This is a genomic window from Modestobacter marinus (assembly GCF_011758655.1).
Lineage (GTDB): Bacteria > Actinomycetota > Actinomycetes > Mycobacteriales > Geodermatophilaceae > Modestobacter > Modestobacter marinus.
In genome coordinates, this window is sequence record NZ_JAAMPA010000003.1 from 405,773 (window position 1) to 430,424 (window position 24,652).

26 protein-coding genes are annotated in these 24,652 nt (G+C 72.6%); 11 read left to right on the forward strand and 15 right to left on the reverse strand.

Annotated elements, in window-relative coordinates:
• Positions 1-181 precede the first annotated feature (181 nt).
• Both ctlX and FB380_RS22930 read right to left on the reverse strand, forming a co-directional pair.
• Positions 182-1,174 carry a citrulline utilization hydrolase CtlX gene (gene ctlX / locus FB380_RS22925; RefSeq protein WP_166757633.1) on the reverse strand — a complete coding sequence of 331 codons (993 nt, stop codon included), beginning with the start codon at positions 1,172-1,174 and terminating at the stop codon, positions 182-184.
• Entirely contained in the window at positions 1,174-1,311 is a 138-nt protein-coding gene (locus FB380_RS22930) for a hypothetical protein (protein ID WP_166757634.1), read from the reverse strand. Before FB380_RS22930 ends, ctlX begins: the two co-directional genes overlap by 1 nt.
• A 69-nt stretch (positions 1,312-1,380) precedes the next feature.
• Here FB380_RS22930 and FB380_RS22935 point away from each other — a divergent pair, with 69 nt between their 5' ends.
• Positions 1,381-1,812, forward strand: a complete 432-nt coding sequence (locus tag FB380_RS22935) for an Lrp/AsnC family transcriptional regulator (protein ID WP_166757635.1) — start codon at positions 1,381-1,383, stop codon at positions 1,810-1,812.
• A 130-nt stretch (positions 1,813-1,942) separates the two neighbouring features.
• Here FB380_RS22935 and FB380_RS22940 read toward each other — a convergent pair whose 3' ends face one another.
• A complete protein-coding gene (locus FB380_RS22940) occupies positions 1,943-3,553 on the reverse strand; it encodes a glycoside hydrolase family 13 protein (protein WP_229682337.1) in 1,611 nt (536 codons plus the stop codon).
• Between the two features lie 218 nt (positions 3,554-3,771).
• Here FB380_RS22940 and FB380_RS22945 point away from each other — a divergent pair, with 218 nt between their 5' ends.
• Positions 3,772-4,026 carry a hypothetical protein gene (locus FB380_RS22945; RefSeq protein WP_166757637.1) on the forward strand — a complete coding sequence of 85 codons (255 nt, stop codon included), beginning with the start codon at positions 3,772-3,774 and terminating at the stop codon, positions 4,024-4,026.
• A gap of 9 nt (positions 4,027-4,035) precedes the next feature.
• Here FB380_RS22945 and FB380_RS22950 read toward each other — a convergent pair whose 3' ends face one another.
• Both FB380_RS22950 and FB380_RS22955 read right to left on the reverse strand, forming a co-directional pair.
• Entirely contained in the window at positions 4,036-5,259 is a 1,224-nt protein-coding gene (locus FB380_RS22950; protein WP_166757638.1) for an acyl-CoA dehydrogenase family protein, read from the reverse strand.
• 41 nt (positions 5,260-5,300) lie between these two features.
• Positions 5,301-5,810: a mycothiol transferase gene (locus FB380_RS22955; protein ID WP_166757639.1), complete on the reverse strand. Its 510-nt coding sequence runs from the start codon at positions 5,808-5,810 to the stop codon at positions 5,301-5,303.
• Between the two features lie 212 nt (positions 5,811-6,022).
• Here FB380_RS22955 and FB380_RS22960 point away from each other — a divergent pair, with 212 nt between their 5' ends.
• From FB380_RS22960 to FB380_RS22970, 3 genes are all read left to right on the forward strand, one after another.
• A complete protein-coding gene (locus tag FB380_RS22960; protein ID WP_166757640.1) occupies positions 6,023-7,054 on the forward strand; it encodes an ion channel in 1,032 nt (343 codons plus the stop codon).
• A 100-nt stretch (positions 7,055-7,154) separates the two neighbouring features.
• Positions 7,155-8,741, forward strand: coding sequence for an MFS transporter (locus tag FB380_RS22965; RefSeq protein ID WP_229682338.1), 1,587 nt, complete (start codon positions 7,155-7,157; stop codon positions 8,739-8,741).
• Positions 8,738-10,174: a M20/M25/M40 family metallo-hydrolase gene (locus tag FB380_RS22970; RefSeq protein ID WP_166757641.1), complete on the forward strand. Its 1,437-nt coding sequence runs from the start codon at positions 8,738-8,740 to the stop codon at positions 10,172-10,174. Before FB380_RS22965 ends, FB380_RS22970 begins: the two co-directional genes overlap by 4 nt.
• On the opposite strand, the gene FB380_RS22975 is transcribed toward FB380_RS22970, so the two are convergent.
• Both FB380_RS22975 and FB380_RS22980 read right to left on the reverse strand, forming a co-directional pair.
• On the reverse strand, positions 10,113-10,580 hold the full coding sequence (locus FB380_RS22975; protein WP_166757642.1) for a hypothetical protein: 468 nt from the start codon (positions 10,578-10,580) through the stop codon (positions 10,113-10,115). The genes FB380_RS22970 and FB380_RS22975 overlap by 62 nt on opposite strands.
• Positions 10,577-12,373, reverse strand: a complete 1,797-nt coding sequence (locus FB380_RS22980) for a carbon starvation CstA family protein (protein WP_166757643.1) — start codon at positions 12,371-12,373, stop codon at positions 10,577-10,579. The genes FB380_RS22975 and FB380_RS22980 overlap by 4 nt, the downstream gene beginning before the upstream one ends.
• Positions 12,374-12,437: 64 nt before the next feature.
• Here FB380_RS22980 and FB380_RS22985 point away from each other — a divergent pair, with 64 nt between their 5' ends.
• A complete protein-coding gene (locus FB380_RS22985) occupies positions 12,438-13,220 on the forward strand; it encodes a pyridoxamine 5'-phosphate oxidase family protein (RefSeq protein ID WP_166757644.1) in 783 nt (260 codons plus the stop codon).
• A 3-nt stretch (positions 13,221-13,223) separates the two neighbouring features.
• Here FB380_RS22985 and FB380_RS22990 read toward each other — a convergent pair whose 3' ends face one another.
• Positions 13,224-13,706 carry a GAF domain-containing protein gene (locus FB380_RS22990; RefSeq protein ID WP_166757645.1) on the reverse strand — a complete coding sequence of 161 codons (483 nt, stop codon included), beginning with the start codon at positions 13,704-13,706 and terminating at the stop codon, positions 13,224-13,226.
• Positions 13,707-13,847: 141 nt separating this feature from the next.
• Here FB380_RS22990 and FB380_RS22995 point away from each other — a divergent pair, with 141 nt between their 5' ends.
• On the forward strand, positions 13,848-14,309 hold the full coding sequence (locus FB380_RS22995; protein ID WP_166757646.1) for a DUF5313 family protein: 462 nt from the start codon (positions 13,848-13,850) through the stop codon (positions 14,307-14,309).
• Here the strand turns inward: FB380_RS22995 and FB380_RS23000 are convergent.
• The 3 genes from FB380_RS23000 to FB380_RS23010 form a co-directional block, all read right to left on the reverse strand.
• Positions 14,297-14,692, reverse strand: a complete 396-nt coding sequence (locus FB380_RS23000; RefSeq protein WP_166757647.1) for a hypothetical protein — start codon at positions 14,690-14,692, stop codon at positions 14,297-14,299. The genes FB380_RS22995 and FB380_RS23000 overlap by 13 nt on opposite strands.
• Before the next feature lie 62 nt (positions 14,693-14,754).
• Complete coding sequence (locus tag FB380_RS23005) at positions 14,755-15,150, reverse strand: hypothetical protein (protein WP_166757648.1); 396 nt, start codon at positions 15,148-15,150, stop codon at positions 14,755-14,757.
• A 96-nt stretch (positions 15,151-15,246) separates the two neighbouring features.
• Positions 15,247-15,726: a DUF2505 domain-containing protein gene (locus FB380_RS23010; RefSeq protein ID WP_166757649.1), complete on the reverse strand. Its 480-nt coding sequence runs from the start codon at positions 15,724-15,726 to the stop codon at positions 15,247-15,249.
• Positions 15,727-15,895: 169 nt separating this feature from the next.
• Between FB380_RS23010 and FB380_RS23015 the strand changes: the two genes are divergently transcribed.
• Genes FB380_RS23015 through FB380_RS23030 form a run of 4 tightly spaced genes read left to right on the forward strand, consistent with a single transcriptional unit; the run spans position 15,896 to position 19,846 of the window.
• On the forward strand, positions 15,896-16,924 hold the full coding sequence (locus tag FB380_RS23015) for an iron-siderophore ABC transporter substrate-binding protein (protein WP_166757650.1): 1,029 nt from the start codon (positions 15,896-15,898) through the stop codon (positions 16,922-16,924).
• Positions 16,921-17,964, forward strand: a complete 1,044-nt coding sequence (locus FB380_RS23020) for a FecCD family ABC transporter permease (protein ID WP_166757651.1) — start codon at positions 16,921-16,923, stop codon at positions 17,962-17,964. Before FB380_RS23015 ends, FB380_RS23020 begins: the two co-directional genes overlap by 4 nt.
• A complete protein-coding gene (locus FB380_RS23025) occupies positions 17,961-19,013 on the forward strand; it encodes a FecCD family ABC transporter permease (protein ID WP_166757652.1) in 1,053 nt (350 codons plus the stop codon). Before FB380_RS23020 ends, FB380_RS23025 begins: the two co-directional genes overlap by 4 nt.
• The gene (locus tag FB380_RS23030; protein ID WP_166757653.1) at positions 19,010-19,846 is read left to right on the forward strand and encodes an ABC transporter ATP-binding protein; all 837 of its coding nucleotides are present in this window, start codon (positions 19,010-19,012) and stop codon (positions 19,844-19,846) included. Before FB380_RS23025 ends, FB380_RS23030 begins: the two co-directional genes overlap by 4 nt.
• 26 nt (positions 19,847-19,872) lie before the next feature.
• Here the strand turns inward: FB380_RS23030 and FB380_RS23035 are convergent, their stop codons facing one another.
• From FB380_RS23035 to FB380_RS23050, 4 genes are all read right to left on the reverse strand, one after another.
• On the reverse strand, positions 19,873-20,433 hold the full coding sequence (locus tag FB380_RS23035; RefSeq protein ID WP_166757654.1) for a dihydrofolate reductase family protein: 561 nt from the start codon (positions 20,431-20,433) through the stop codon (positions 19,873-19,875).
• 96 nt (positions 20,434-20,529) lie between these two features.
• Positions 20,530-21,636 carry a heparin lyase I family protein gene (locus FB380_RS23040; RefSeq protein WP_166757655.1) on the reverse strand — a complete coding sequence of 369 codons (1,107 nt, stop codon included), beginning with the start codon at positions 21,634-21,636 and terminating at the stop codon, positions 20,530-20,532.
• A gap of 1,299 nt (positions 21,637-22,935) precedes the next feature.
• On the reverse strand, positions 22,936-23,403 hold the full coding sequence (locus tag FB380_RS23045) for a hypothetical protein (RefSeq protein WP_166757656.1): 468 nt from the start codon (positions 23,401-23,403) through the stop codon (positions 22,936-22,938).
• A 206-nt stretch (positions 23,404-23,609) separates the two neighbouring features.
• Entirely contained in the window at positions 23,610-24,317 is a 708-nt protein-coding gene (locus FB380_RS23050) for a hypothetical protein (protein ID WP_166757657.1), read from the reverse strand.
• Positions 24,318-24,652 lie beyond the last annotated feature (335 nt).

The window sequence follows — 24,652 nt, forward strand, 5'->3', positions numbered from 1 at the left end:
CGGGTGGGCCGCTGCGACGCGGCGGGGGCCACCTCTGGTCGAGCGGAAGGTAGACCCGGGGCTGCGCGACCGTCCACGACCGCACCGAGGGCCCCGCCAGTCGCTCGCTCAGCGTGTCCGGGCCGGACGGCGTGGCGTCGTCCGTCGGTGGTGCGTCAGCGGAGGAGCGGTCCCGGCCGGGTCAGGGGGCGACGGGGACGCGCACCGCGCCTGGCTGCGCCCCGAACAGTGACGCGCGCAGGGGCTCGGCCGGTCGGGGCGGGAGGTGCACGCCGGCGATCATGCACCGCACCGATCCGCCCGCCAGCTCGACGGTCGGCACGGCCACCGGCAGCAGCTGGGTCGTGGCCTCGATCCGCCGGCGCTGTGCGGGCGTCAGGCTGGCGGCAGCCCTCGTGGAGAGCGCCAGCAGCGGCCCGTCCCGGCCGGTCAGCTCGAGGGCGTTGCCGGCGAACTCGCGGACCTGCTCCTCGGCGAGCTCGATGACCTCCCGCCCGGAGGCCGTCAGCCGGTCGGTCACCCGGGCCCGGTCCGCGGCCGTCCGGATCATGCCGAGCCCGACGAGCGCCACCGCGCTGCCCACCGACATCAGCACGTTGGTGTGGTAGACCGCCCGGCCCTCGGCGTCGGCCGTGTCGAACAGCAGCGCCTCGTAGCCGAACGTGGCACAGAACCGCGCCAGCGCCTCGGGGTGCGCGCGGTGGGAGCGGGAGACGTAGGCGACCCGCTCGCGGTGGTCGAGCACCATCGCCCCGGTCGACTCGAGGAACTGCCCGTCCCGCTCGGAGCCGGAGAAGTCCACGACCTGGTCGACCCGGTACCGCTCCTGCAGCAGCCGGACGACGTCGGCCCGCCGCTCGCTGCGCCGGTTGACGGCGAACATCGGGTAGAGCGCGACCCGCCCGTCCGGGTGGGTCGACAGCCAGTTGTTCGGGAAGACGCTGTCCGGGCGGTCGTGCGCGTGGTCGTCGAAGAGGTGCACCACGACGCCTGCCGCGTCGAGGGCCTCGGCCAGCCGGGTCACCTCGTCGCGCGCCCGGGCGGCGACGCCGGCGGCGTCCGGCGCGGCGGGCAGCGACTGGAAGGCGTTGTCGACGCGGGTCAGCTCGTTGGGCCGGAACCGGTGCGGGCGGATGAGCACGACGGCACCCGGCGCCTGGAGGGGCGGGGCCATCAGGCTCGGACCGGGACGACGACGGCGACCTGCCCGGCGGAGAGCCGGTGGATCGGGGTCTGGACGTCGACGAACGCAGTCATCCGGGCCTTCCTGGGAGGGGTGATCACCAGGCTATGGACGTGCGATGTGCTCACGCAACGAACGATCTGCGTCATCTGAGCGCTCCGGCTGAGCAGAACTCACCCGTCGACTACGCTGTCTGCATGGCCGCGCTGACCGACCTCGATCGTCGGCTGCTCGCCGTGCTCCGCGAGGACGGCCGTGCGCCGGTCGCCGAGATCGCCCGCCGGCTCGGTGTCACCCGGGCAACGGTGACGAGCCGGATGGACCGGTTGGTCGCCGAGGGCGTCATCGTCGGGTTCACCGTGCGGGTGCGCGAGGACGCCGTCGCCGGTGAGGTGCGGGCGGTCACGCTGATCGAGGTGGAGGGTCGCTCGACGGACGCGGTGATCCGCCGGCTGCGCGGGTTCACCGAGATCGAGGCGCTGCACTCCACCAACGGGGGGTGGGACCTCGTCGCGGAGGTCCACACCGGTGACCTGAGGGAGTTCGACCGGCTGCTCAACCAGATCCGGTCGATCGACGGCGTCGTGAACAGCGAGACCAGCCTGCTGCTGTCCTCCGTGCTGCGCTGACCATCGCGGGCGGGCCGACCGCATCCGGGAGCCGGCCCGGTCCGCCGCAGTCGGGCAGCCGACCCGGCCCGGTGCGGCGCAGCCGACAGCCGGGCCGGCCTGCCGCGGTCAGTCCGGTCCGGCCCGGGGATCAGTCCTCGGTGAGCCAGACGGCGGTGTTCGGCGGCAGTGCGACGCTGGCGGCCGAGGCGCGCACCTGCGTGGTCGAGGCGAGCAGCACCTGACCGCGGGACGGCACCAGGACGGTGGCCGAGCCCATGTTCACCACGCAGCGGACGGTCTCGCCGTCCCCGGTGGTGTGGACGGTCAGCACGTCGCCGCGGGTGCTCACCGTCGCCTCGCCCGACCCCAACGCCGGGTGGGCGGCGCGCAGGGCGAGGGCCCGCCGGTAGAGGGTCAGCATCGAGCCGCCGTCCCGGGCCTGCCCGGAGACCGCGTAGCCGCTCCACTCGGCCGGGATCGGCAGCCACGGCCGCGCCGCGCCGTCGGGGGAGAAGCCGACGCCGGTGGAGTCGTTCCACGGCATCGGGACCCGGCAGCCGTCCCGGCCGGCGCGCTCGCCGTCGCTGCGGAAGAAGATCGGGTCGGTCTTCGCCTCGTCGGGCACCACGGCCTGCGGCAGCCCCAGCTCGTCGCCGGCGTACAGGTAGGCCGACCCGGGCAGCGCGAGCATGAGCAGCGCGGCGGCCCGGGCGCGCGCGGTGCCGAGGGCGCCGCCGCCGAAGCGGGTGACCTGCCGATCCTTGTCGTGGTTGCCCAGCACCCAGGACACCGGGGCACCCACCGAGCCGAAGGCGTCCAGCGCGGTCTGCACCCCGTCGGCGAACGCGTCGGTGTCCCACGGCGACTTGAGCAGCCGGAAGGAGAACGACTGGTGCATCTCGTCGGGCCGGGAGTACAGCGCGACCTCGTCCAGGTCGGCCAGGCAGACTTCGCCGACCAGCATGGTGTCGGGGTACTCGTCGCAGACCGACCGCCACTGGCGCCACACGTCGTGCACCTCGGGCTGGTTCCAGGTCATCGCCTGCTCCGGCCCGTGGCCGAACAGGGTGGGGGAGTAGGCGCCCGGGTTGTCCCGCAGCTCGGCGTCCTTGAACAGGCCGTACGCGACGTCGACCCGGAAGCCGCTGACCCCGCGGTCGAGCCAGAACCGGAGCGTCTTCTCGAAGTCGGCGGCCACCGCCGGGTCCCGCCAGTTCAGGTCGGGCTGCTCGGGGGCGAACAGGTGCAGGTACCAGCGGCCGTCCGGCGTGCGCGACCAGGCCGGGCCACCGAACAGCGAGCGCCAGTTGTTCGGCGGCTCCTCCGACGGCGGGGCGAAGTGGTAGCGGGCGGCCTCGGGGGAGTCGGGGTCGGCGAGCGCGGTCTGGAACCAGGGGTGCCGGTCGGAGGTGTGGTTGGGGACGACGTCCAGGACGACGCGCAGCCCGAGCTGCCGGGCGTCGGCGACCAGGGCCTCCAGGTCGGCGACGTCGCCGTAGTCGGGGTCGACGGCCCGGTAGTCGCAGATGTCGTAGCCGCCGTCGGCGCCACCGGAGGGGTAGTGCGGGTTGATCCACAGCGCGTCGACGCCGAGCCAGGACAGGTAGGGCAACCGGGAGCGCAGCCCTGCCAGGTCGCCGATCCCGTCGCCGTTGCTGTCGGCGAACGAGCGCAGGTAGACCTGGTAGACCACGGCCGACCGCCACCAGGGCGACGGGGACTGCTGGGCCGCGACCTGCTGCTCGGTCGAGGTCCGCATCGTTGCGAGCCGACGTGACATGTCGCCATCATCGGCACTCTGAGCGCTGGACGTGTGGCACAGGTCTCACGAACGATCGGATCCGCATTGGCCGATGTCGCCAATTCCCCGGTTCACCCGGTCGGGAACCTGGCCACAGGTGCACAAAGGGGTGCAGGTGGTCGGCGAGACGGACGACGTGATGGTTGACCGACTGTGGCGTGGGGCACAGTTCCTGTGTGGAGAGCTACGCCGTCGGATTCGCCCGGCCGGACCGCAGGTCCTGGGCCCAGCCGGTCGACCAGCCCAAGTCCTGGCACGCCGTCGAGGCGCACCGGCCCGCCGACGAGCTCGACGGGGAGGTGGAGCTCGCCGTGTGCGGCGCGATCGTGCAGATCTGGGGAGCGCAGCGGTGGGGGCGGATGAGCAACGGCCGCGACACCTGCGCCGAGTGCCGGCGCCGCACGGCGCCGGCACTGCGACAGGTCGGCTAGCTCGACTGCCTAGATCGACTGCGGGGTGTCTGCCGGCTTCTGCTCGGCGCGAGGCGTCCGCCGGCCGGTGATGGCCGAGATGCCGGTGATGTCGCGGCCCACGATGAGCGCCTGCACGTGGTCGGTGCCCTCGAAGGTGTAGATGGCCTCGATGTCGGCGTGGTGCCGGGCGATGTGGTGCTCCAGCAGGATCCCGTCGCCGCCGAACAGGTCCCGGGCGTCGGCCACGATCTGCCGGGCCTTCTTGCAGTTGTTCATCTTCGCCATCGACGCCATGGCCGCGGTCATCCGGCCCTCGTCGGCCAGCTTGCTCAACCGCCAGCTCAGCAGCCGCATGCTGGTGATCTCCGCCAGCATCCGGGCCAGCTTCTCCTGCACCAGCTGGTAACCGGCGATCGGCTGCCCGAACTGCTCCCGCTGCAAGGTGTGCTCCAACGCCAGCTCGTAGGCGGCCTCGGCGATGCCCAGGGCCCGCCAGGCCACGGTGTACCGGGTCCGGTCCAGCACGACCGAGACGTCCTTGAACGAGCGGCAGTTGGCCAGCTTGTTCTCCGCCGGCACCCGGACGTCCTCCAGGGTGATCTCGGCCTGCCACACCGCCCGCAGCGCCGTCTTGCCGGTCATCCGGGTGGCGGTCCAGCCGATCGACCCCTTGGGGACGACGTACCCGCCGACCGCACCCTCCTCGTCGCGGGCCCAGATGAGCACCAGGTCGGCGATCGTGCCGTTGCCGATCCACTTCTTCGCGCCGTTGAGCACCCACTCGTCGCCGTCCCGGCGGGCGCTGGTCTCCAGGGCCACGGCGTCGGAGCCGTGCTGCGGCTCGGTCAGGCCGAAGGCGCCGATCAGCTCCATCCGGGCCATCGCCGGCAGCCAGCGCTCGCGCTGCTCCTCGTCACCCAGCAGGGCGATCGACTGCATCGCCAGGAAGCTGTGCACGCCGTAGAAGGTGCCCAGGCTGCCGTCGGCGCGGGCCCACTCGGCGGCCACCAGACCGGCGGCGACCGCGCTCATCCCGGCCGAGCCGTAGCCGGCGACCGTACCGCCGGCGACGCCCAGCTCGGCGATCTTCGGGACCAGCTCGAACGGGAACTCGGCCCGCTCCCAGTAGTCGTTGATGATCGGGGTGACCTCGCGCGCGCAGAAGTCGCGGACCCGGTCCCGCAGCTCGATCTCCTCCGGCTCCAGGAGGTCGTCGAGGGCGTAGAAGTCAGTCGAAGCGTCGTTGCTCACCGCTCCGAAGCTACCCGCGGGTGGCACCCGGTGCCGTGTGCTCAGCGCCGCTCCAGGGAGCCGCGCAGGAGGGCTGCCTGCCCAGCGTGCTGGAGGTCGTCACCGATCACGCTGACCAGCCGGACGCCGAGGGTGACCGGCGGGTCCCAGCGCTCGTCGACGACCCGGTCGAGGTCGGCGGCGGTGAGCGTGCGCAGGAACTCCGCCGTCCGCCGGTGCACGTCGGCGTGGTAGCCGACGAGCAGTTGCGGGTCGGTCACCTGCGTCCTCCCGACGTCGGAGCTGCTGAAGCCGTAGCCGATCGCGGCGGGGTCGAACGGCAGCCCGAACCGGTCGGCCCACCCGGCGTCGGTGTAGGCCTGCTCCACCCCGGCGACCTCGGAGACGTGGTCGTCCTGCACCCGGGTCAGGTGCCAGACCAGCCAGGCGATGGTGTTCGCCTCCGGGTCGATCCGTGCGTTCAGCAGGTCCGGGTCGATCCCGTCGAGGGCGCCCCGCACCACCTCTTCGACGTTGCCGAACGCGGTCAGCAGCAGGTCCCGGCTCTCCATGATCGCCGGGCTACCCGGGCCCCCGCCGGATCACTCGCCCGGCGGTTCGCTGGCCTCCTCGAGCTCCTCGACCTGCTCGGGTGTGGCCTGCTCCAGGGCGATGTCCCGGGGCTCGGGGAGGTCGTCGTCGGTGGGTGTCGTCATGCCGACACCCTGACCCGGCCCGGGCCCGCCCGCTAGGTTGCTCCCACCACCGACCCGGCAGGAGGCCCGTGTTCCAGCTGTTCTCGCGCTTCTCGCGGGTGGTCCAGGCACGGCTGCACGGCTGGCGGCTGCCGCTGGCCGTCTTCGTCCTGGTCTTCGTGACCAGCTGGCCGGCGATGGCGCTGGTGGAAGGGGTCGACAGCGACATCGTCGCCCCGAGCAACTACTGGTGGTACTTCGTCGTCACCGCCGCCACCGTGGGCTACGGCGACCTGTTCCCGGTGACGGCCGCCGGCCACGTGGTCGGCGTCTACGTGATCATCGGTGGCATCGTCACGCTGACGTTGCTGTTCACCCGGCTGGCCGACTACCTGCAGTCGGTCCGCAGCAGACGCCTGAAGGGTGTGGAGGAGCTGGAGCTCACCGACCACGTCGTCGTCCTGGGGTACTTCCCGGGACGCACCGAGCGGATCACCGCCGAACTCGCGGCCGAGGGGCGGAGCCGGGTCGCCCTGTGCGCCTGGGAGGACGTGCCGGAGGACCCGATGCCGGAACGGACGGAGGTCTCCTTCGTCCGCGGCGACCTCAGCCACGCCGACGTCCTGGCCCGGGCCAACGTGGCGGCCGCCCGGTGCGTGGTGATCGACGGGCGCGACGACAACGAGACCCTGGCCATGGCGGTGGCCGCCCACCACGCCGCACCGGACGTGCACAAGGTGGCCGCGCTGCGGGACCTGGACCGCCGGGACAACCTCCGCTACGTCGGCGCCCAGATCGCCTGCGTGCAGTGGCACATGCCGTACCTGATCACCGAGGAGGCGCTGGACCCCGGGCTCACCGAGGTCTACGGCGACCTGATGAGCAGCCACGGCCACGGCAACACCTACTCCCTCCGGCTGCCCGAGGGACACCGGCTGGGCACCTTCGGCGACTGCCAGGTGCGCTTCGGTCAGGCCTTCGGGGCCACCGTGCTGGCGCTGCGCGGCCCCGACGGCCTGACCGTCAGCCCCGCCTGGGACACCCCGGTGGCCGACGGGACGACGCTCTACTACGTCGGTCGCCGCCGGGTCGACGCCCGCGAGGTGCTCGCCGCCCGCTGAACCAGGCGACCGCTCGACCGCGTCACCGGCCGTTTGCGTCGGCTGACCAGCTCGTCGATGCTGGCCGCCCCGGACCCCACCACGACGAGGAGCGGGCTCGATGCAGCAGTCGGCGACGCAGCGCAGCGGCAGCCGGGCGGGGCGGTGGCAGGCCCGGATGACGGCCGGCGTCGTCGGCTACCTGGTGTTCGTCGAGTTCACCAGCGGTGTGCTGCAGGGCTACTACATCCCGCTGCTCACCGACATCGCCCGGCACCTGGGCATCAACGACGCCGACGTCAACTGGCTCGAGGCCGGTCAGCTGATGCTGTCGGCGATCGCCGTCCCGGTGCTGGCGAAGCTCGGTGACCTGCACGGGCACCGCCGGATGCTGCTCTGGTCGGCGGCGGTGGTCGCGGTGGCCACCATCGTGCTGGCGTTCGCCCAGACCTTCCCGGTGTTCCTGCTGGCCTGGGCGGTGCAGGGTGTCTACGCGGCCTGGTTGCCGCTGCAGGTGGCGCTGATCTACAGCCGGTCCCGCGGGCTGCCGGACACCGCGGCCCGCACCCGGCGCGCCACCGGCCTCATCGTCGCCGCGCTGCAGCTCGGCGCCATCGTGGGTGCGCTGAGCGGCGGGGTGATCGGCGACCTCCTGGGCGATGCCCTCTGGCTGGTGCTGCTGGCCCCCGGGGTGCTGGTCGTCGGGGTGGTGGTCGTCGTCTGGAGGCTGGTCCCCGAGGGCACCGACCGGGTGCACGGCGTGGTCGACTCCGGCGGGGCCGCGCTGCTGACCGCCGTCCTGCTGGTGGTCACCGGGGGCCTGACGTTCGTCCGGCTGAACGGGGCCGAGGAGGCCTGGCCGTGGCTGGTCGTCGCGGCCGGTCTGCTCCTGGTGGTGCCCTTCGTGCGCTACGAGCTGCGCCAGCCCGACCCGCTGGTGGACTTCCGCGTGCTGCGCAGCTCCGCGATGTGGCCGGTGCAGCTGACGGCGGGGTTGTTCGGGGTCAGCGTGCTGGGCGCGCAGGGGCCGCTGTCGACCTTCGCCCGCACCGACCCCGACGTCTACGGCTACGGCCTCGGGCTGTCGACCAGCTCGGTGTCCCTGGTCATCGGCGCCTACGTGATCTCCATGCTGATCGGGGCCAGCCAGTTCGCCCGCGCTTCGCGGCTAACCACCCCGCGGCTGACCCTGATCGGGGCGGCGGGCCTGGTCGCCACCGGCTACCTGCTGCTGGTGCCCTTCCACGACGCGCTCGGCCAGGTGCTGGCCGGCATGACGGTGGCCGGGGTCGGTTCCGGCGCGCTGGTCGCGGCGCTGCCCGCCGCGGCGGCCGCGGCCGCCCCGGTGGGCCGGACCGCCGTCGCCACCGGGCTCACCAACACCACCAAGGTCATCGGCGGCATGTTCGCCTCGTCGGTGTTCGCCCTCGCCCTCGCCGCAGGCACCCCCGTGCTGGCCGGTGGGGTGGAGGGCACGGCCGGGTCGCTGACCGGCTACGTGACGGTGTGGACCATCTGCGGCACCACGGCGCTGATCGCCGCCGTCGCGCTCGTGTTCGTCCCGCGGCTGGCCTTCGCCGACCCCGCACAGACCGACGACCCCGCACAGACCGACGACCCGGCACAGACCGACGACCCCGCGCAGACCGCCGACCGCGCGCAGACCGAGGACCGCGGCGCCGCGGTCCGGGAGGAGACCGCCGGATGAACCGGACGCTGCTGACCGCCGGAGCCGCCGTGGGGGCCGGCGCCGCCCTCACCCGGGTGCGCCGCTTCCGGCCACCGCCCCGCCAGGACGTGGAGCCTGCGGACGTCGGGGCGATCGACGCCACCCGGGCCGCCGACCACCTGGCGCAGCTGATCCGCATCCCGACCGTCTCCCGCCGCGACCCCGAGCAGGTCGACCAGTCGGTGTTCAGCGCCTTCCGGGAGCGGCTGGCCGAGCTCTACCCGCGTTTGCACCGAGAGCTCGAGCTGGAGCTGCTGGGCACCGGCGCGATGCTCTTCCACTGGCGCAGCGGCACTGACGCACCGCCCCTGGTGCTGATGGCGCACTACGACGTCGTGCCGGCCGACGGGCAGGCGTGGACCCACGACCCGTTCGCCGGCGAGGTCGTCGACGGTGTGGTGCACGGCCGGGGAGCGATCGACGACAAGGGCGCCCTGGTCGCCGTCGTCGAGGCCGTGGAGTCGCTGCTGGGGGAGGGCTTCCGCCCGGCCCGGGACGTGTACCTCTCCTTCGGCAACGACGAGGAGGTGGCCGGCACCGGGGCGCGGACGGCGGCCCAGACGCTGGCCGCCCGCGGCGTCACGCCCTGGGCGGTCGTCGACGAGGGCGGCGCCGTGGTCACCGGGGTCTTCCCCGGCGTCCCCGGGCCGATCGCCGTGGTCGGCATCGCCGAGAAGGGGGTCGTGGACCTGGAGCTGACCACCGAGGACGCCGGCGGGCACGCGTCCTCACCGGTCCGCGGCGGCGCGACCGCCCGGCTGGCCCGCGCGCTGGTCCGGCTGGACGAGGACCCCTTCCCGGCCCGGGTCAGCGACGTGGTGCTGTCGCTCGTCGACACCGTCGGCCGGCACGCCCCCGCCGGGCACCGGGCGGTGTACGCGCACGCCGCGCTGCTGCGGCCGGTCCTCGCCGGGCTGCTGTCCCGTGCCGGCCGGGAGGCCAGCGCACTGGTGCGGACGACGGTGGCGATCACCCAGCTGGAGGGCAGCCGGGCACCCAACGTGCTCGCGACCCGGGCCCGGGCGATGGCCAACGTGCGGGTGGTGCTCGGGGAGACGGCCGAGTCGGCGATCGAGCGCATCCGCGGGGTCATCGACGACCCGAGCGTCCGGCTGGAGGCGTCGCGCGCCGACGACCCGTCGCCGGTGTCCCGGACCGACAACGAGGCGTGGGCGACGCTGACCGCGGCGATCCGGGCGGCCCACCCGGCGGCGACCGTGAGCCCGTACCTGATGGTGCAGGCCAGCGACGCGCGCCACTTCGCCCAGATCAGCGACAGCGTCTACCGGTTCATGCCCTTCGACCTCAGCTCGGCGCAGCTCGCCTCGCTGCACGCCGCCGACGAACACCTCACGGTGGCGGCGCTGGCGCGCGGGGTGGCGTTCTACCGGGAGCTGCTGCAGCGGTCGTGACCTGCTCCAGCTCGGCCACGGCCAGCTCGGCCTGCACGGCGGTGACCGCGGCGGCGGGGGCGGGCAGCCAGCCCGAGGCCAGCACCGCCCCGTCGCAGACCAGGGACTCGACCGCGATCCCGGCCCGCACCGAGCGCCACAACGCCGCACCCCGCAGCCCGCGGCGGCGCCCGTCGGTCACCAGGGCCGGGACGAGCCACACCCAGTTCGTCGGCGAGACCACCTCGACGGCGACGTCGCGGGGGAGCGCCGCGCGCAGCGCCCGGTAGACCGCCCCGACGTCGTCGACCGGCGGCACGTGCCGGTGGCCGCCGCCCTCGTCGAAGGGGCGGACGGCCCCGCTGCAGCAGCCGCCCGACCCCGCGGCGGCCCGCGGGCCCCGGACCAGGACGACCCGGTGCCTCACGGCCGGTCGTCGCGGGAGGTCTGGCCCAGCTCCGCCTCGTCGGTGGGGGACGTCGGGTTGGCCCGGGCGACCGCCGGGTCGGAGGTGGGTCGCGCCTCGGCGCCGGGCTGCGGGCGCTCGCGGAACGCCGTCCGCAGCGACAGGGCGGCCTCCACCATCAGCCAGATGGCCAGCAGGAAGATCAGCGCGTCCAGCGGGGCGAGCACCCAGTTGTCCGCCTCGACGAAGTTCTGCAGGTTGACGACGAGGGCCCAGGAGGTCATCGCCAGCAGGAACACCAGCGGGATCAGTACGGCCACTGGGCTGCGGCCCTGGCGGGTCACCCACACCGCGATGACCGACAGCGCCAGCCCCGCGGTCAGCTGGTTCGTCGTCCCGAACAGCTGCCACAGGACGCCGAAGGTGTAGCCGGCCTCCCCGCCGCCGGGCAGCAGCGCCATCGCCAGCGGGATGAGCACCGCGACCGTGGTGGCGAGGGTGAGGTTCCGGGCCAGCGCCCGGACCTTGATGATCTCGCCGATCTCCTGCACCACGTAGCGCTGCAGCCGCACGCCGGTGTCCATCGTGGTCGCGGCGAAGCTGATCACCACGACGGCGGCGAAGATCGTGGCCAGGTCCAGCGGGATGCCGAGGTTGTTGGCGAACACCGCGACACCGTCGACGAAGTTGCTGGTGGCGCCCCCGGAGGCGGTGGCGAAGTCGGGGTAGAGCGCCTCCCAGTCGGCCTGCGAGGCGGCGACGCCCGCGGTGGCGGCGAGCACGGCGCCGGTGGCCAGCGAGCCCTCGCCGACCGCGCCCATGTAGCCCACGTAGCGGGCGTCGGGTTCGGTGTCCAGCTGCTTGGACGTCGTCCCGGAGGAGACCAGGGAGTGGAACCCGGAGATCGCGCCGCAGGCGATGGTGATGAACAGGAACGGGAAGAAGCTGGGCGAGCCCTCGGGGACGTCGTTGACCACCGGTGCCTGGATGGTGTTCATCCCGACGATCACGCCGGCCGCGATCACGGCCAGGGCGATGAAGAGCTGGTGGCTGTTGATGTAGTCACGCGGCTGCAGCAGCACCCACACCGGGATGCGGGAGGCGACCCAGGTGTAGATGAACAGCAGCACGACCCAGACGTTGCGGGTCTGCTCGACCCCGAGGGCCTCGGCCAGGCCGTCCAGTTCGATCGGGAAGGCGTTGCCGACCAGGATCAGCGCGTACAGCACGACGACGCCGGCGATGGAGGGGATCAGCGCCGAGGAGCGGGTCCGGTAGATGTACTGGCCGATCACCATGGCCAGCGGGATCTCCACCACGATCGGGATGACCGCGCCGGGGTTGGCCACGAACAGGTTGCCGATGACCACCGCGAAGACGGCGTTCACCAGGGTCAGCAGGAAGAAGATGATCGCCAGGAACAGCATCCGGGCCCGGCCGTTGACCACCTCGCCGGCCAGCGTCCCGATGCTCTTGGCCTTGTGCCGCACCGACACCACGAGCGACCCGAAGTCGTGCACACCGGCGGCGAAGATGGTGCCGAGCACGATCCAGGCCAGCGCCGGGCCCCAGCCCCAGAAGACGGCGATCGCCGGGCCGACGATCGGTGCGGCGCCGGCCACCGAGGTGAAGTGGTGGCCGAAGAGCACGTGCTTGTTGGTCGGCACGTAGTCGACGCCGTCGTCGAACTCGTGGGCCGGCGTGCGGAAGGCCGGGTCCAGGACGTAGACCTTGCGGGCCAGGTAGCTCGAGTAGTACCGGTAGCCGAGGAAGAACAGCACCCCGACGACCGCGGCCACAGCGAATGCGGGCACGGACAACCCCCCACGTCCTCAGGCGACCGGTCGACCGCCGCTGGGCGAAGAGTAGACAGTCACTGTGATCCACACCACGTCACTGGGAACGGCCGTCCGCGCCGCCGGGCTGGCCGAGCTCGTGTGGCGGCGGGACGGCCGGCCGCCCGGCGCGCTCGGCGTGGTGCCGCTGTGGCTGGGGGACCGGCCGGCGGTCGCGCTGCCCTGGGCGCAGGTCGAGGCCGCGCGCGCGGTCGCCGCGGCGGGTGCGGCGACGCTGGTGCTCTCCGACCAGCGGCTGGCCGGGCCGGGTTGGCAGCCGCTGGTGGTCACCGGCCGGCTCACCCTGGTCGAGGACGGCGACGGCAGCCTGTTCACCGAGCAGCTGCTGGACCAGGAGCTGCGCAAGCACCCGCCGTCCCGGGCGCTCGCGGACTCACCGATGCTGCGCCGGGAGCACTGGTGGTACCTGCCGCGGCTGGTGCTGCTGCTCGACCCGGTCGACGTCGTCCCCGGCGGCCGGCGCGAGGGCCCGGCCGACGCGGTGCTCGCGGTCGACGACGAGGCGCTGCACGTGCGCACCGTCCGGGTGGCCGACTGGGCGGCCGACCCGATGCCACTGACCGGCGCACCGCCCGACGTCCGCGGGCCTGCGGTCCTGGTCGGCCAGGAGATCTCGGTGCCCGACGCCGAGCGGTGGACCGTGCACGTGACCAGCGGCCAGGCGGCCGACGGCCGGCTGGCCGGGGTGCGACCGGCCGAGCGCCGGGCCCTGGAGCCGGTGCCGGGCCTGCGCGCGCGGGTGCGGCGGCAGCGGGCCCTGGAGCGCGGGTGCGTCCAGGCGCTCCGGGCGGCCGGCCACGCGTGAGGGTCAGCCTGGGCCGGGCTCCCGCGGTGGGACGGGCAGCAGGCTGCTGAGCATCCGCGCGGTCATCTCGACCAGCGGCAGGTGCCGGGTCAGCGTGCGCGGCTGGGCGCGGGAGGAGACGCCGCAGAGCGTGCCGAAGACCGTCCCGTCCCGGGAGACGAGCGGGACACCGATGTAGGCGGCGACCCGTTCGGCGTGCCCGGTCATCAGGTCGCGGTAGGCCGGCGTCGCGGCGGCGACCGTGGCGACCCGGGGCCCCACCCCGCTGACCATCGAGCGGCAGAAGCTCTGCTGCCAGGGCAGGCTGGTGCCCTGCGGGATGACCTCCTGGGGGTGGGCGTACAGCACCACCTGCGCCGGGTCCTCGAGGTGGGTGACCATCCAGACGTCCAGGCCGACGGTGCGGTGCAGGAAGGCCAGTGAGGCCCGGGCAGCCGCGGTCCAGTCCTCGAACGGGACGACGTCGTCCACCAGGAGCGGGACCATGTCTCGATGATCCGCCGTGCATGAGGGGCGTCAACGAGCCCGGACGGGGCTGATCCGGTACCGGCGCGACTCAACCTCTGAGTGGTCGATCGATCACGGACAGCGACGGCCGGAGTGATCGGTCGTCGGTACCGTGCAGGCATGGCCACGACCAGCAGTCCCGCGGGACCGGAGGGTGCCGGCGAGCCGGTCCGGCCCGGCGTCCTGCGCTGGCTCTGGTACGCGATGGGCGGCTCACTTCCCGAGCGGCACAGCAGCTGGGTGCTGCACGACACCACGACCGCCAGCTGGGGCTGGCGGCACGTGCTCCGGGCACTGGTGCAGATGGCGGTGCCGATCGCGCTGGTCCTGCTGCTGGTCCCCGGCCCGTTCTGGATCCGCGGCATGACCGCGCTCGGCGGGCTGCTGCTCGGGCTGATCTTCTCCTTCGCCTACATGACCGAGACGACCGAGAACCGGGTGAAGAAGGCCGGCTACCCGGTCGGCACCGCCCAGCAGGTGCGCGACCGGGCGCAGGTAGGCCGGGACGCCGAGCAGGCCGCCCGGCGGCGGGCGGCGGCCGAGAAGCGGGCGGCCCGCTACCGGGAGCGTCAGGGCCGCTGAGCCCCCGGGGCGTCGAACCGGGTGACCTGGTCGGGCACCGCGGTGAACGGGTTGGCCCACTCCGACGGGGCGCCGGTGATCGGCTGGGCGTCGGTGACGACGACGAACGGCGTCCCCGGGTAGACGGCCAGCACGCGGGTGGGGGAGGAGAGCTCCTCGGTGCGCTCGATCAGCTCGCCGCGGCGCAGCTGCTGGGTCGTGCGGCGGCCGGACAGCGGCGCCCCCACCTCGGCGACCCACTCGGCGCCGTCCTGGGGAAAGGTGATCGAGTGCACCCGCTGTGCCGGCGGGGCGGGCTCGCAGCCGGCGAACTCGGCGAGGGCCTCGTAGAGCCGTTCGGCCTGCTCGTCGTCGCTGGCTCGCGGGAGGAAGAAGGCCACCATGCCGCCATCCTCGCCGCCGCCACCGACACTCCGGCCGGGTCGCGGCCGGAGTGTCGGCCCGGTCAGCTGGGGCCGACGCCCCGGAGGACGTCGAGGTCCCCGGCGCGGGCGGCCTCGAGCCGCAGCCGCTCGAGCTCGGCCTGGACCGCGGACAGGTCACCGGACGCGCGCAGCAGGTGTATCAGTGCCCCGGCGCTGTCCGCCCGGGCGGCGCGGGCGAGGGAGTCGATGAGCTCCCGCAGCGAGCCGTTCCGCTCACCGTGGTCCAGCAGCCGGGCGACGCCGTTGACCGTGGTGCGCACGTCCTGGATGAGGAACGGCAGCTGCCGCACCGTGTAGCCGATCAACACGAGCAGGTCGAACGGGAGGCGTACGAGCGCGACGACGGCCGGGATCAGGCCGAACGTGGGTGCGGCAGGCCGCTCGGCCGGGCCGAGGTCGTCGCTGGGAGTGGTCATGGGCTCGCTTCCGCGGTCGGGGGGCGGCGCGTTGCTGGACACCTGGCGGCGACGCTACGGAGGTGCCGTCGGGGCCGCACCTGCAGTGCGCAGTGCTCACCCCAGCCGGCGGCGGAGCAGCTCGTCCTCCCGGCGCAGCACCACCCCGACCAGCTCGCGGACCGCGCCCTCCGCCTGCCGGCCGATCAGCGGAGCGTCGACCGTGGCCTCGCCGGTGACCGTCGAACGGGTGCCCGTGCCGTCCGGGACCAGTCGGCGCTCCCCGGTGACCTGGACGACCCGGCCGAACACCTCGGCCTGCACGTCCAGGTCGCTGCGGTGGCCGCCGTCGCCGTCCAGGGTCCAGCTGCTGTGTTCGGTGACCGAGACCGACGAGCCGACGAAGCGGGCGAACACCGGCGGGATGCCCGCGGTGGGGGCGGCGAGCCGGGTGGTGGTGCTGCGGCCGGTCACGGTCAGCTCCTGGACCTGCGCGCCCAGCGCCGCGGCGCGGTCGCGCAGGAACTGCTCGTCGGTCAGGAGCGCGAGGACGGCGTCCGGGGTGGCGGGGTAGCTGCTGGTGGAGTCGATGGGCACCACCTCATCGTCGGCGGTGCGCGCCGTCCGCGCCGGGTCGGCGGCACTGTGACCAGCTCGTGATCGACAACGGGGCAAGCACACCCTAAGTTGCGTTAGGCAAACCTCAGTTGCTCGTCCCGCCGGCCCGGTGCCGTCCGGACGTCGCACCACCACCTGGAAGGACCCCATGCGCCGCGCCCCGAGACTCGTCGCAGTCTCCACAGCAGCACTCCTCGCCAGCGGGCTCGCCGCCTGCTCGTCGTCCTCGTCGGCCGCACCCGGCGACGAGGCCGAGGCCGCGGACTTCACCCCGATCACCGTCGAGCACGCCTTCGGGACGACGACCATCGAGTCCGAGCCCGAGCGCGTGGCCACGGTGAACTGGGCGAACCACGAGGTGCCGCTGGCGCTCGGCGTCGTCCCGGTCGGCATGGCCGCGGCCAACTACGGCGACGACGACGGCGACGGCATGCTGCCCTGGGTCTCCGAGCGGCTCGAGGAGCTCGGCGGCGAGACCCCGGTCCTGTTCGACGAGACCGACGGGATCGACTTCGAGGCGGTCGCCGACACCGCCCCCGACGTCATCCTCGCCGCGTACTCGGGGCTGACCCAGGAGGACTACGACACGCTGAGCGAGATTGCGCCGGTCGTGGCCTATCCGGAGGCGCCGTGGGCGACGCCGTGGCGGGAGATGATCGAGGTGAACGCCGCGGGCATGGGCATGGCGGAGGAGGGCGAGGAGCTGATCGCGAGCCTCGAGCAGGACATCGCCGACGTCGTCGCGGAGCACCCGGAGCTCGCGGACAAGGCCACGATGTTCCTCACCCACGTGGACACCACCGACCTGAGCGAGGTCAGCTTCTACACCCCGTACGACACCCGCAGCGCCTTCTTCGAAGACCTCGGGCTGTCGACCCCGGCCAGCGTGCAGGCCGCCTCGACCGACAGCGAGCAGTTCTCCGGCACGGTCAGCGCCGAGCAGGTGGACGCGTTCGACGACGTCGACATCATCGTCACCTACGGCGACCAGGCGCTGGTCGATGCGCTGAACGCCGACCCGCTGCTGTCGCAGATCCCGGCGGTCGCCAACGGGGCGCTGGTGCTGCTGCCGAACACGCCGCTCGGCACCGCGGCGAACCCCACCCCGCTGGCGATCCCGTGGGTGCTCGAGGACTACGTCGCCATGCTGGCCGAGGCCGCCGACAAGGCAGCATGACCTCGGTCGCGCCCTCCCCGGCCCTGGACGTCGCCCCCGTGCGACGTCCGGGGCCGGTCCGGTTCCTCTGGCTGCTGGTCGTGCTCGGGCTGCTGGTCGCCCTGATGGCCCTCTCGGTGGCCGTGGGCTCACGCGGCGTCGGCTGGTCCGACATCCTCGCCGCCCTCGGTGGGTCGACGGAGAACATCGGGCAGGCGGCGGTGACCAAACGGATCCCGCGCACGGTCCTGGCGGTCGTCGTCGGAGCCGCGCTGGGCCTGTCCGGAGCGGTCATGCAGGGCGTCACCCGCAACCCGCTGGCCGACCCGGGGGTGCTCGGGATCAACATGGGCGCCTCGCTCGCGGTGGTCGCCGGGATCGCCTGGTTCGGCCTGTTCTCCGCGACCAGCATCGTCTGGACGGCGATCGTCGGCGCCGCCCTCGCGGCGGTCTTCGTCTACGCCGTCGGCTCCCTGGGCCGGGGCGGGGCGACCCCGCTCAAGCTCGCCCTGGCCGGTGCGGCCACCTCCGCCGCGCTCACCTCGTTCATCACCGCGGTGGCCCTGCCGCGCGGGGACATCGTCGAGAGCGTCGTGTCCTGGGAGATCGGCGGCGTCGGCGGCGCCACCTTCACCGGCATCGGCACCGTGGCGCCGTTCCTGCTCGTCGGGCTGGTGGTCAGCCTGCTGTCCGCGCGCAGCCTGAACTCCCTCGCGCTGGGCGACGAGCTGGCCGCCGGCCTCGGCGAACGGGTCGCCCTCGCCCGGGGGGTGGCCGCGCTGGGGTCGGTCCTGCTCTGCGGTGCCGCCACCGCGGTCGCCGGGCCGATCGGGTTCGTCGGGCTCGTCGTCCCGCACCTGTGCCGCCTGCTGGTCGGCGTGGACCACCGCTGGCTGCTGCCCTTCTCCGCGATCGCCGGCGCGTGCCTGCTCACCGGTGCCGACGTGCTGGGCCGGATCGTGGCCCGCCCGACCGAGCTGGACGTCGGCATCCTCACCGCGATCATCGGGGCCCCGTTCTTCATCGCGATCGTCCGCCGGCAGAAGGTGCGCGAGCTGTGACCGCCGTCCTGGGAGCACCGTCCTCGACCGTCGACACGGTCGCCCGCGGGCGCGTCCGCCGCGCCGCGCGCCGGCGGCTGGTGATCACGCTGCTCGCGGTCGCCGTCGTGGTCGCCTTCGCGGTGACGCTGATGGTGGGGCGGACCTTCTACCCGCCGGGGGACGTGCTCCGCGTCGTCCTCGGCTCCGACGTCCCCGGGGCGTCCTTCACGGTCGGGCTGCTGCGGCTGCCGCGCGCCGTCCTCGCGGTGGTGGCCGGGCTCAGCTTCGGCCTGGCCGGTGTCACGTTCCAGACGATGCTGCGCAACCCGCTGGCCAGCCCCGACGTCATCGGCATCACCTCGGGGGCCAGCGCCGCGGCGGCGTTCGCGATCGTGATCCTGGGCTGGTCGGGCACGGCCGTGTCGGTCACCGCGATCGTCTCGGCGCTCGGGGTGGCCCTGCTGATCTACACGCTGGCCTTCAAGGACGGCGTCGCCGGCACCCGGCTGATCCTGATCGGCATCGGCGTCGCCGCGATGTGCAAGAGCATCACCTCCTACGTGCTGTCGAAGGCCGGGTCGTGGGACTTCGCGGAGGCGCTGCGCTGGCTGACCGGCAGCCTCAACGGCAGCACCTGGGAGGCCACCGTGCCGGCCCTGGTCGCGCTGCTGGTGTTCGGGCCGGTCCTGCTCGGGCAGACCCGGGCGCTCTCGGCGCTGCAGCTGGGTGACGACACCGCCTCCGCGCTGGGGGTCCGGGTCGAGCGGACGCGGATCATCGCGATCGTCGCCGCGGTCGGCCTGCTCGCCTTCGCCACCGCCGCGTGTGGTCCGATCGCGTTCGTGTCGTTCCTGGCGGGCCCGATCGCGGCCCGGCTCGTCGGGCCGAACGGTTCGCTGCTGGTGCCCGCCGCGCTGGTCGGGGCGCTGCTCGTGCTCGTGGCCGACCTGTGCGGCCAGTACGCGTTCGGCACCCGCTACCCGGTCGGCGTCATCACCGGGGTGCTCGGGGCGCCGTACCTCATCTACCTGATCGTCCGCAGCAACCGCACCGGAGGTTCCCTGTGACCGCCACCCACTCGCTGGCAGCCGAGGACCTCACGCTCGCCTACGGCGACCGCACCGTCATCGAGGGCCTGGACCTGCTGGTGCCGCCGGGCCGGATCACCGCCGTCGTCGGCGCGAACGCCTGCGGCAAGTCGACGCTGCTGCGGTCGATGTCCCGGCTGCTGGCCCCCCGCAGCGGGCGGGTGCTGCTGGACGGCAAGGCGGTGCACCGACTGCCGGCCAAGGAGCTGGCCCGCACGCTGGGCCTGCTGCCGCAGTCGCCGATCGCGCCGGAGGGGATCACGGTCGCCGACCTCGTCGGCCGGGGGCGGCACCCGCACCAGCGGGTGTTCTCCCGGTGGAGCAAGGAAGACGACGCCGCGGTGGCCGCCGCCCTGGACGCGACCGAGACGACGCCGCTGGCCGACCGGGCCGTGGACGAGCTGTCCGGCGGGCAGCGCCAGCGGGTGTGGATCGCGATGGCGCTGGCCCAGCAGACCGACCTGCTGCTGCTCGACGAGCCGACCACCTTCCTGGACGTCGCCCACCAGGTCGAGGTGCTGGACCTGCTGACCGACCTCAACCGGTCCCGCGGGACGACGATCGTGATGGTGCTGCACGACCTGAACCTCGCTGCCCGGTACGCCGACCACCTGGTCGCGCTGTCGGACGGGCGGATCCACGCCGCCGGCGAGCCCGGGGACGTGCTCACCGAGGAGTGCGTGCGCGCGGTGTTCGGCCTGGACAGCCAGGTGATCATCGACCCGACCTCGGGCAAGCCGCTGATGCTGCCGATCGGCCGCCACCACACGGCCCCGCGGGCCGACGTCCTGCAGGGCGCGCCGGGGAGCTGACCGGCCGCATCTCCGATCGGTGCGGCTCAGCGGGTCCGGTAGCGGGCGTAGAGGAGTCCGCTGCCGAAGGCACGGTCCTCGACCAGTTGGAGATCGAGGCGCACGCCGTCGGGGAAGAACCGCTTGCCGCCGCCGACCACGCTCGTGGTGAGGAACAGGTGGTATTCGTCCACCAGGCCGGCCTCGATCGCCTGGACCGCGAGGGTGGGGCCGTCGATGGTGAGGTCGTGCTCCGCCTCGGCCTTGAGGGTGCGCACCCCCTCGGGGTCGAAGGCCCGCTCGATCCTGCTCCTGGCGCTGGACACCGACTCCAGCGTCGTGGAGTACACGACCTTCTCCGCGGCCTGCCAGTCCCGGGCGTACTGGAGGATGTGCGGCGGGGCGCCGGGCAGGTCCTGCGCGGTCTCCCAGAAGACCATTGTCTCGTACATCCGCCGGCCGTAGAGATACGTGCCGACGTGGCGGAAGGTGTCGCCGATGAAGGAGTGCACCTCCTCGTCGTCGGCGGCTCCCCAGCCGAGGTCGCCCTCCGCTGCCTCGGCGTAGCCGTCGAGCGAGGTGATCATCGAGTAGATGAGCTGCGCCATCGCCGTCTCCTCCGGGTGCGACTGCCCTGCGGTCCTATGCGCTGTGACCGCCGCACGACCGGGAACTCATCGACCCCCGCGGCTGTCGGCGCCCGGTCAGCGGTTGGTGGAGAGCACGACGTCGTCGACGTAGGTGATCCCGGTGGTGGGCTGCGAGTCGCGGTACTGGCCGATCTTCAGGTAGGAACCGGCGTCCATCATCGTGCGGCCGTACTGCCAGCCCGCGCGCTGCACCCCGTCGACCCAGGCCTCGGCCCCGCCCCTGGCCGGGTCGTTGGACATCACGAAGTGCACGTCGACGTCGAACCACTCGCCGAGCCGGAACTCGCCGGCGGGCAGCAGCACCTGGCTCTTGCCCTCCATGCCCACGCGGAGCAGCAGGTCGTTGTCGTCGGACAGGCCGAGGGTGATCGCGGGGGAGGAGATCCCGGTGTGCCACTGGGTCAGGATGTAGAACCGGTCGTTCTGCTCCTGCTGCATGGACGGGTCGACCATCAGCCGCTGCTGGAACCAGCCCTCGAAGCCCTCGGTGAGGGCGGTGGCCGACCGGTCGGCGGAGGACGGCGACAGCTCGGAGCGCTCCCCGCCGGCGGACCGGTCGCCCTGGCGCAGCTCGAAGCGGGCCACGCGGTTCCCGTCGATGACCGGGAAGGTCGTGCGGGTGGGGGAGCCCTCGGCCGCCCACCCCGGGCACAGGCTGGAGGACGCCGCGGTCTCGGCGTTCTGGACGTGCACCCACACGCCGCAGTCCAGGCCGCGCTCGAAGTCGTCGGACCACAGCACGGTGTTCCCCGCGGGCCCACGGCCGGCGGCGGTCGGCTGCGGTTCGGCGGTCGGCTCGGGTGTCGGTTCCGGCGTGGGCGTGGGCGTGGGCGTGGGCGTGGGCGTGGGCGTGGGCGTGGGGGTCGGGGCCGGTTCCGGCACCGGTGTCGGCGTCGGGGTGGGGGCGGGTGCGGTGGAGGGGTCTTCCCCGGGCGCGCTGGGGGCGGGGGAGGGCTGCTCGGCGCCCTTGGTCTTGTCCCTGCCCTTGGGCTGGGCCGGGGCGCGGGAGACCTCGGCGGCGACGCTTACGTCGGACTTCGCGCCGGCGGTGACGGTCGGGCGGTCCTCGCGTGCGGCAGCCGCCACGGTGGACCCGGTGAGGAGGGTGGCCAGCGCGAGAGCGCCAGCGGCGGCAGCTCGGCGGGTGGGGGAGAGCGACATGGGAGATCCCGTTCAGGCATGGGGGTGAGCCACACCCGGACGGGCGGCGATGTAGCTATCGGCTGGATTCGGGCGAAAGCGGAGCGGCCCGCTGAGGGCATTGCAGTCGAGGCAGCATCTCGGCGGGAGAGGACGTCCTCGGGCGGAGACGGATGCCGGAACACGAGGTCCCCGGAGAATCACCTGGCGCTTCGCCGGAGGGCACCGCCGCGACCTGAGCCGCGGTCCGGGTACATCCAGGAAGCCCGGGCCGACAGCAGGAGCCTGCGGGAACTGCACCTCGGACGTGGCGGGACGGGTGGGGCTCGACCCCCACGACCTAGGGACTGTGAGGGCGCTCGGGTGACCTAGCGGCTCACGCGGCTGGCTTGCGGATTCGGCCGTTCGCCCAGCTCAGCAGGCAAGCTCGACATCTGCCCAGGGACCGGCTGATTACCCGTGATGGCCTTGACTCACTGGCCTTGGCGTTGGCTCACGCGGAGGAGGGGTAAACCGCCTTGTCAGGGCATGGCGAATTTGTCGGTGCTGCCCGCGACACTCGGACTGCACGCGTTCCGTCCCGGCGCGCGACGAGATAGGAGGCTGTCAGTGGTCAGCTCGACGGACATTCACAACCTGACCAACATGCTCGGTCGGTGCGGTCGCGAATTAGAGCGCATCGCTGACGCCCTGGAACGGATGAGCTCGGGCAAGCCGAAGGTACCCTCGGGCCCGCCACGCGGGATCCCGACCGAGGGGCCGAACGTCATGGAGCAAGACTTCTAAGGCCGCGGTCGGCGGCGCCCGGGCTGCGCCAGCAGCTGGACGACTAAGCCGCCCCTCCCGGTCGGGATCGCAACAGCGCGGCGGTCTGCGAGCTGGTCGTGGTGCTCGGCACAGACAAGCCTCGGGTCGGGTACGAGCCAGCCGGTGGCCGCCTCGCCATCACAGTGGATGTCGCTGCACTTCCAAATTGTGTCCATGACGGCATAGTGCGACCACCTCACCTGCTGAATGCTCGCGACACTCACCGTTCACAGGGGTGAACTTGCCGACGACGGGCGGGGGCGCGCCTCTGCACCCCGCCCGTCGTCCAACTTCGGAGCGCGTGCCAGTCTCGGAGGTTTGGTTTTCCTTGGCCCGTTCGCGCCCATGTACGGCCGGGCGGGTCGGCTGGGACCCCGGTCGTCCATTGACTGGCCGGGATCGTGCCCTGGCAAGCGGCATCGACGGCCCACGGGATCGGACCAACACGAAGCCGAGGTTGACCGGGCCGACGAAGCTGGTGCAGAGCCGCAGTGATGGGTCGCCCGTTGGCGCTCACCAGTCGACGGTCTCCGGAAGGAGCTCGCAGCGGCGCTGCATGGCAGCACGATGAGCGGTCTGGTGGTCCGGTGGCAACGCCGGTGGGGTGCTCGTGCGTTGCACTGCCTGTGCGGACCTGCGCCGTTCCTCCGGCGTGGGTGCGCCCGGGGTGGCGACAGTGATCGGCTGACCGTTCTCGTCGGTGAGCTCGCGACGCGAACGGAGGGCGAACGGCGTCAAGCGTCCACGGAACTTGCGGCTCTGCATGCGACCGCGGTGCTCCACCGGCCGGGCCGCCCTGGGTCGCCGGCGCACATCGTTGCGCACCCACACCGGACGTGGGCCGACGGACATCAGCACGCGCAGGAAGATGACGTCGCCGTCAACGGCCCCGACGACGGCGGCCAACGTCTGCTGCCGCAGTGCGCCGAGCAAACCCTGGTCCGTGTCGGACGGTGTGCAGAAGACGGCTTGGCCTGGCATGGCGGGCTTCTTCCGTGGTCGGTACTGACCACGGTGCATAAGGCATCGTCGCGTCGGGGCGAAACATGGCTACCGGGGTAGCCCAGCGGACAATCGAAGAATCAGGGCTCCGACGAGATGGACTATCAACCAAGCATCCTCGATGCTCGGCGACGTCGAGCTATGAGCGTCTCCGCTCGTGCTCCGATCGGCTGACACCCAATGCATCAACTTCTCGACGGCCTCCGCCATCGGACCGTCGTGCGGCGCGAGCAATCCCTTTTCCGTGCCGACTTCGTGAGCGGGCCAAGGGCGTTGCCTTCACAGTCGAGAGCTGTGAGCATCTCTTGCAGAGCTGTTCCCGCATCAGTGATAGCGTCGGCGGGCTTACCATGACTGATCTCTTCGAGCGCCTCCTGGTAGGCCCTCTCGACGCCTTCGAACCCGCGGCGGCCAGCGAGTAGACGCAGCGTCGGCCCCACGACGGCTTCGTGCATCTCCTGCGACGAGAACTCGACCATTCGGCGTTCGATCAGATCGAAGCTGATGCGGTGTTCTCGAAGGATCACGCGAACCCTATCGGCAAAGGTGCCTGCGTTGCTGTAGTAAAAGGCGTACCGCTGCGCCTCCTCGTACAGTGAGCTCAGCATTGCCTCGATGCATGTGGGAACCATCTCGTCTGCGCAGGTCATCACATACTGCAAAAAATCCTCAGCTTCGCCCAGGTTTCGCTCAGTAAGCTTAAAGAGCCCTTCGTCTCGACAAATCATCGCCCTCGCGCTTGCGGCGCGGTCGTAAAGGGACGGGCAAGCTTCCGTGAACGCGTGCCATAGCTTGATGCGAGCAGGGGTCTCGAACTTGTCCGTCCAAAAAGTCTTTCCCTCTGCCTCCTCGCGGGCTAGGGCTTCCTGACGTTTGCGTCGATTGTGGAGCAAGCTTCCCCCTCGTCGGCCTCGCCGTAAGGGTAGAGCGAGGCTGCGACATAGTCCGCGCATGGCGCCTATGGGGCTCCGGCGTGGCTTGCGCTCGGCGCCGAACCCCAGCCCATCGACGCCGACGGCCAGGCTACGCAGATTGGAAGCTGTAAGTCGTCATTGCTATGAGTGGCGAGACTCCGGTCCGCAGGTTAGTCCAGTTGGGCTGGGCCAGCTGAGCGCGTCGCGCGCGGCGCGTTCGGCGTCGATCGGGTCGGACTTGGCACCCCCCTTCCGGGTCGGGCGCTTGGGTCGGTCGAGCTCGACCACCAGCTCACCGGCGTCTGCCAGGTGCC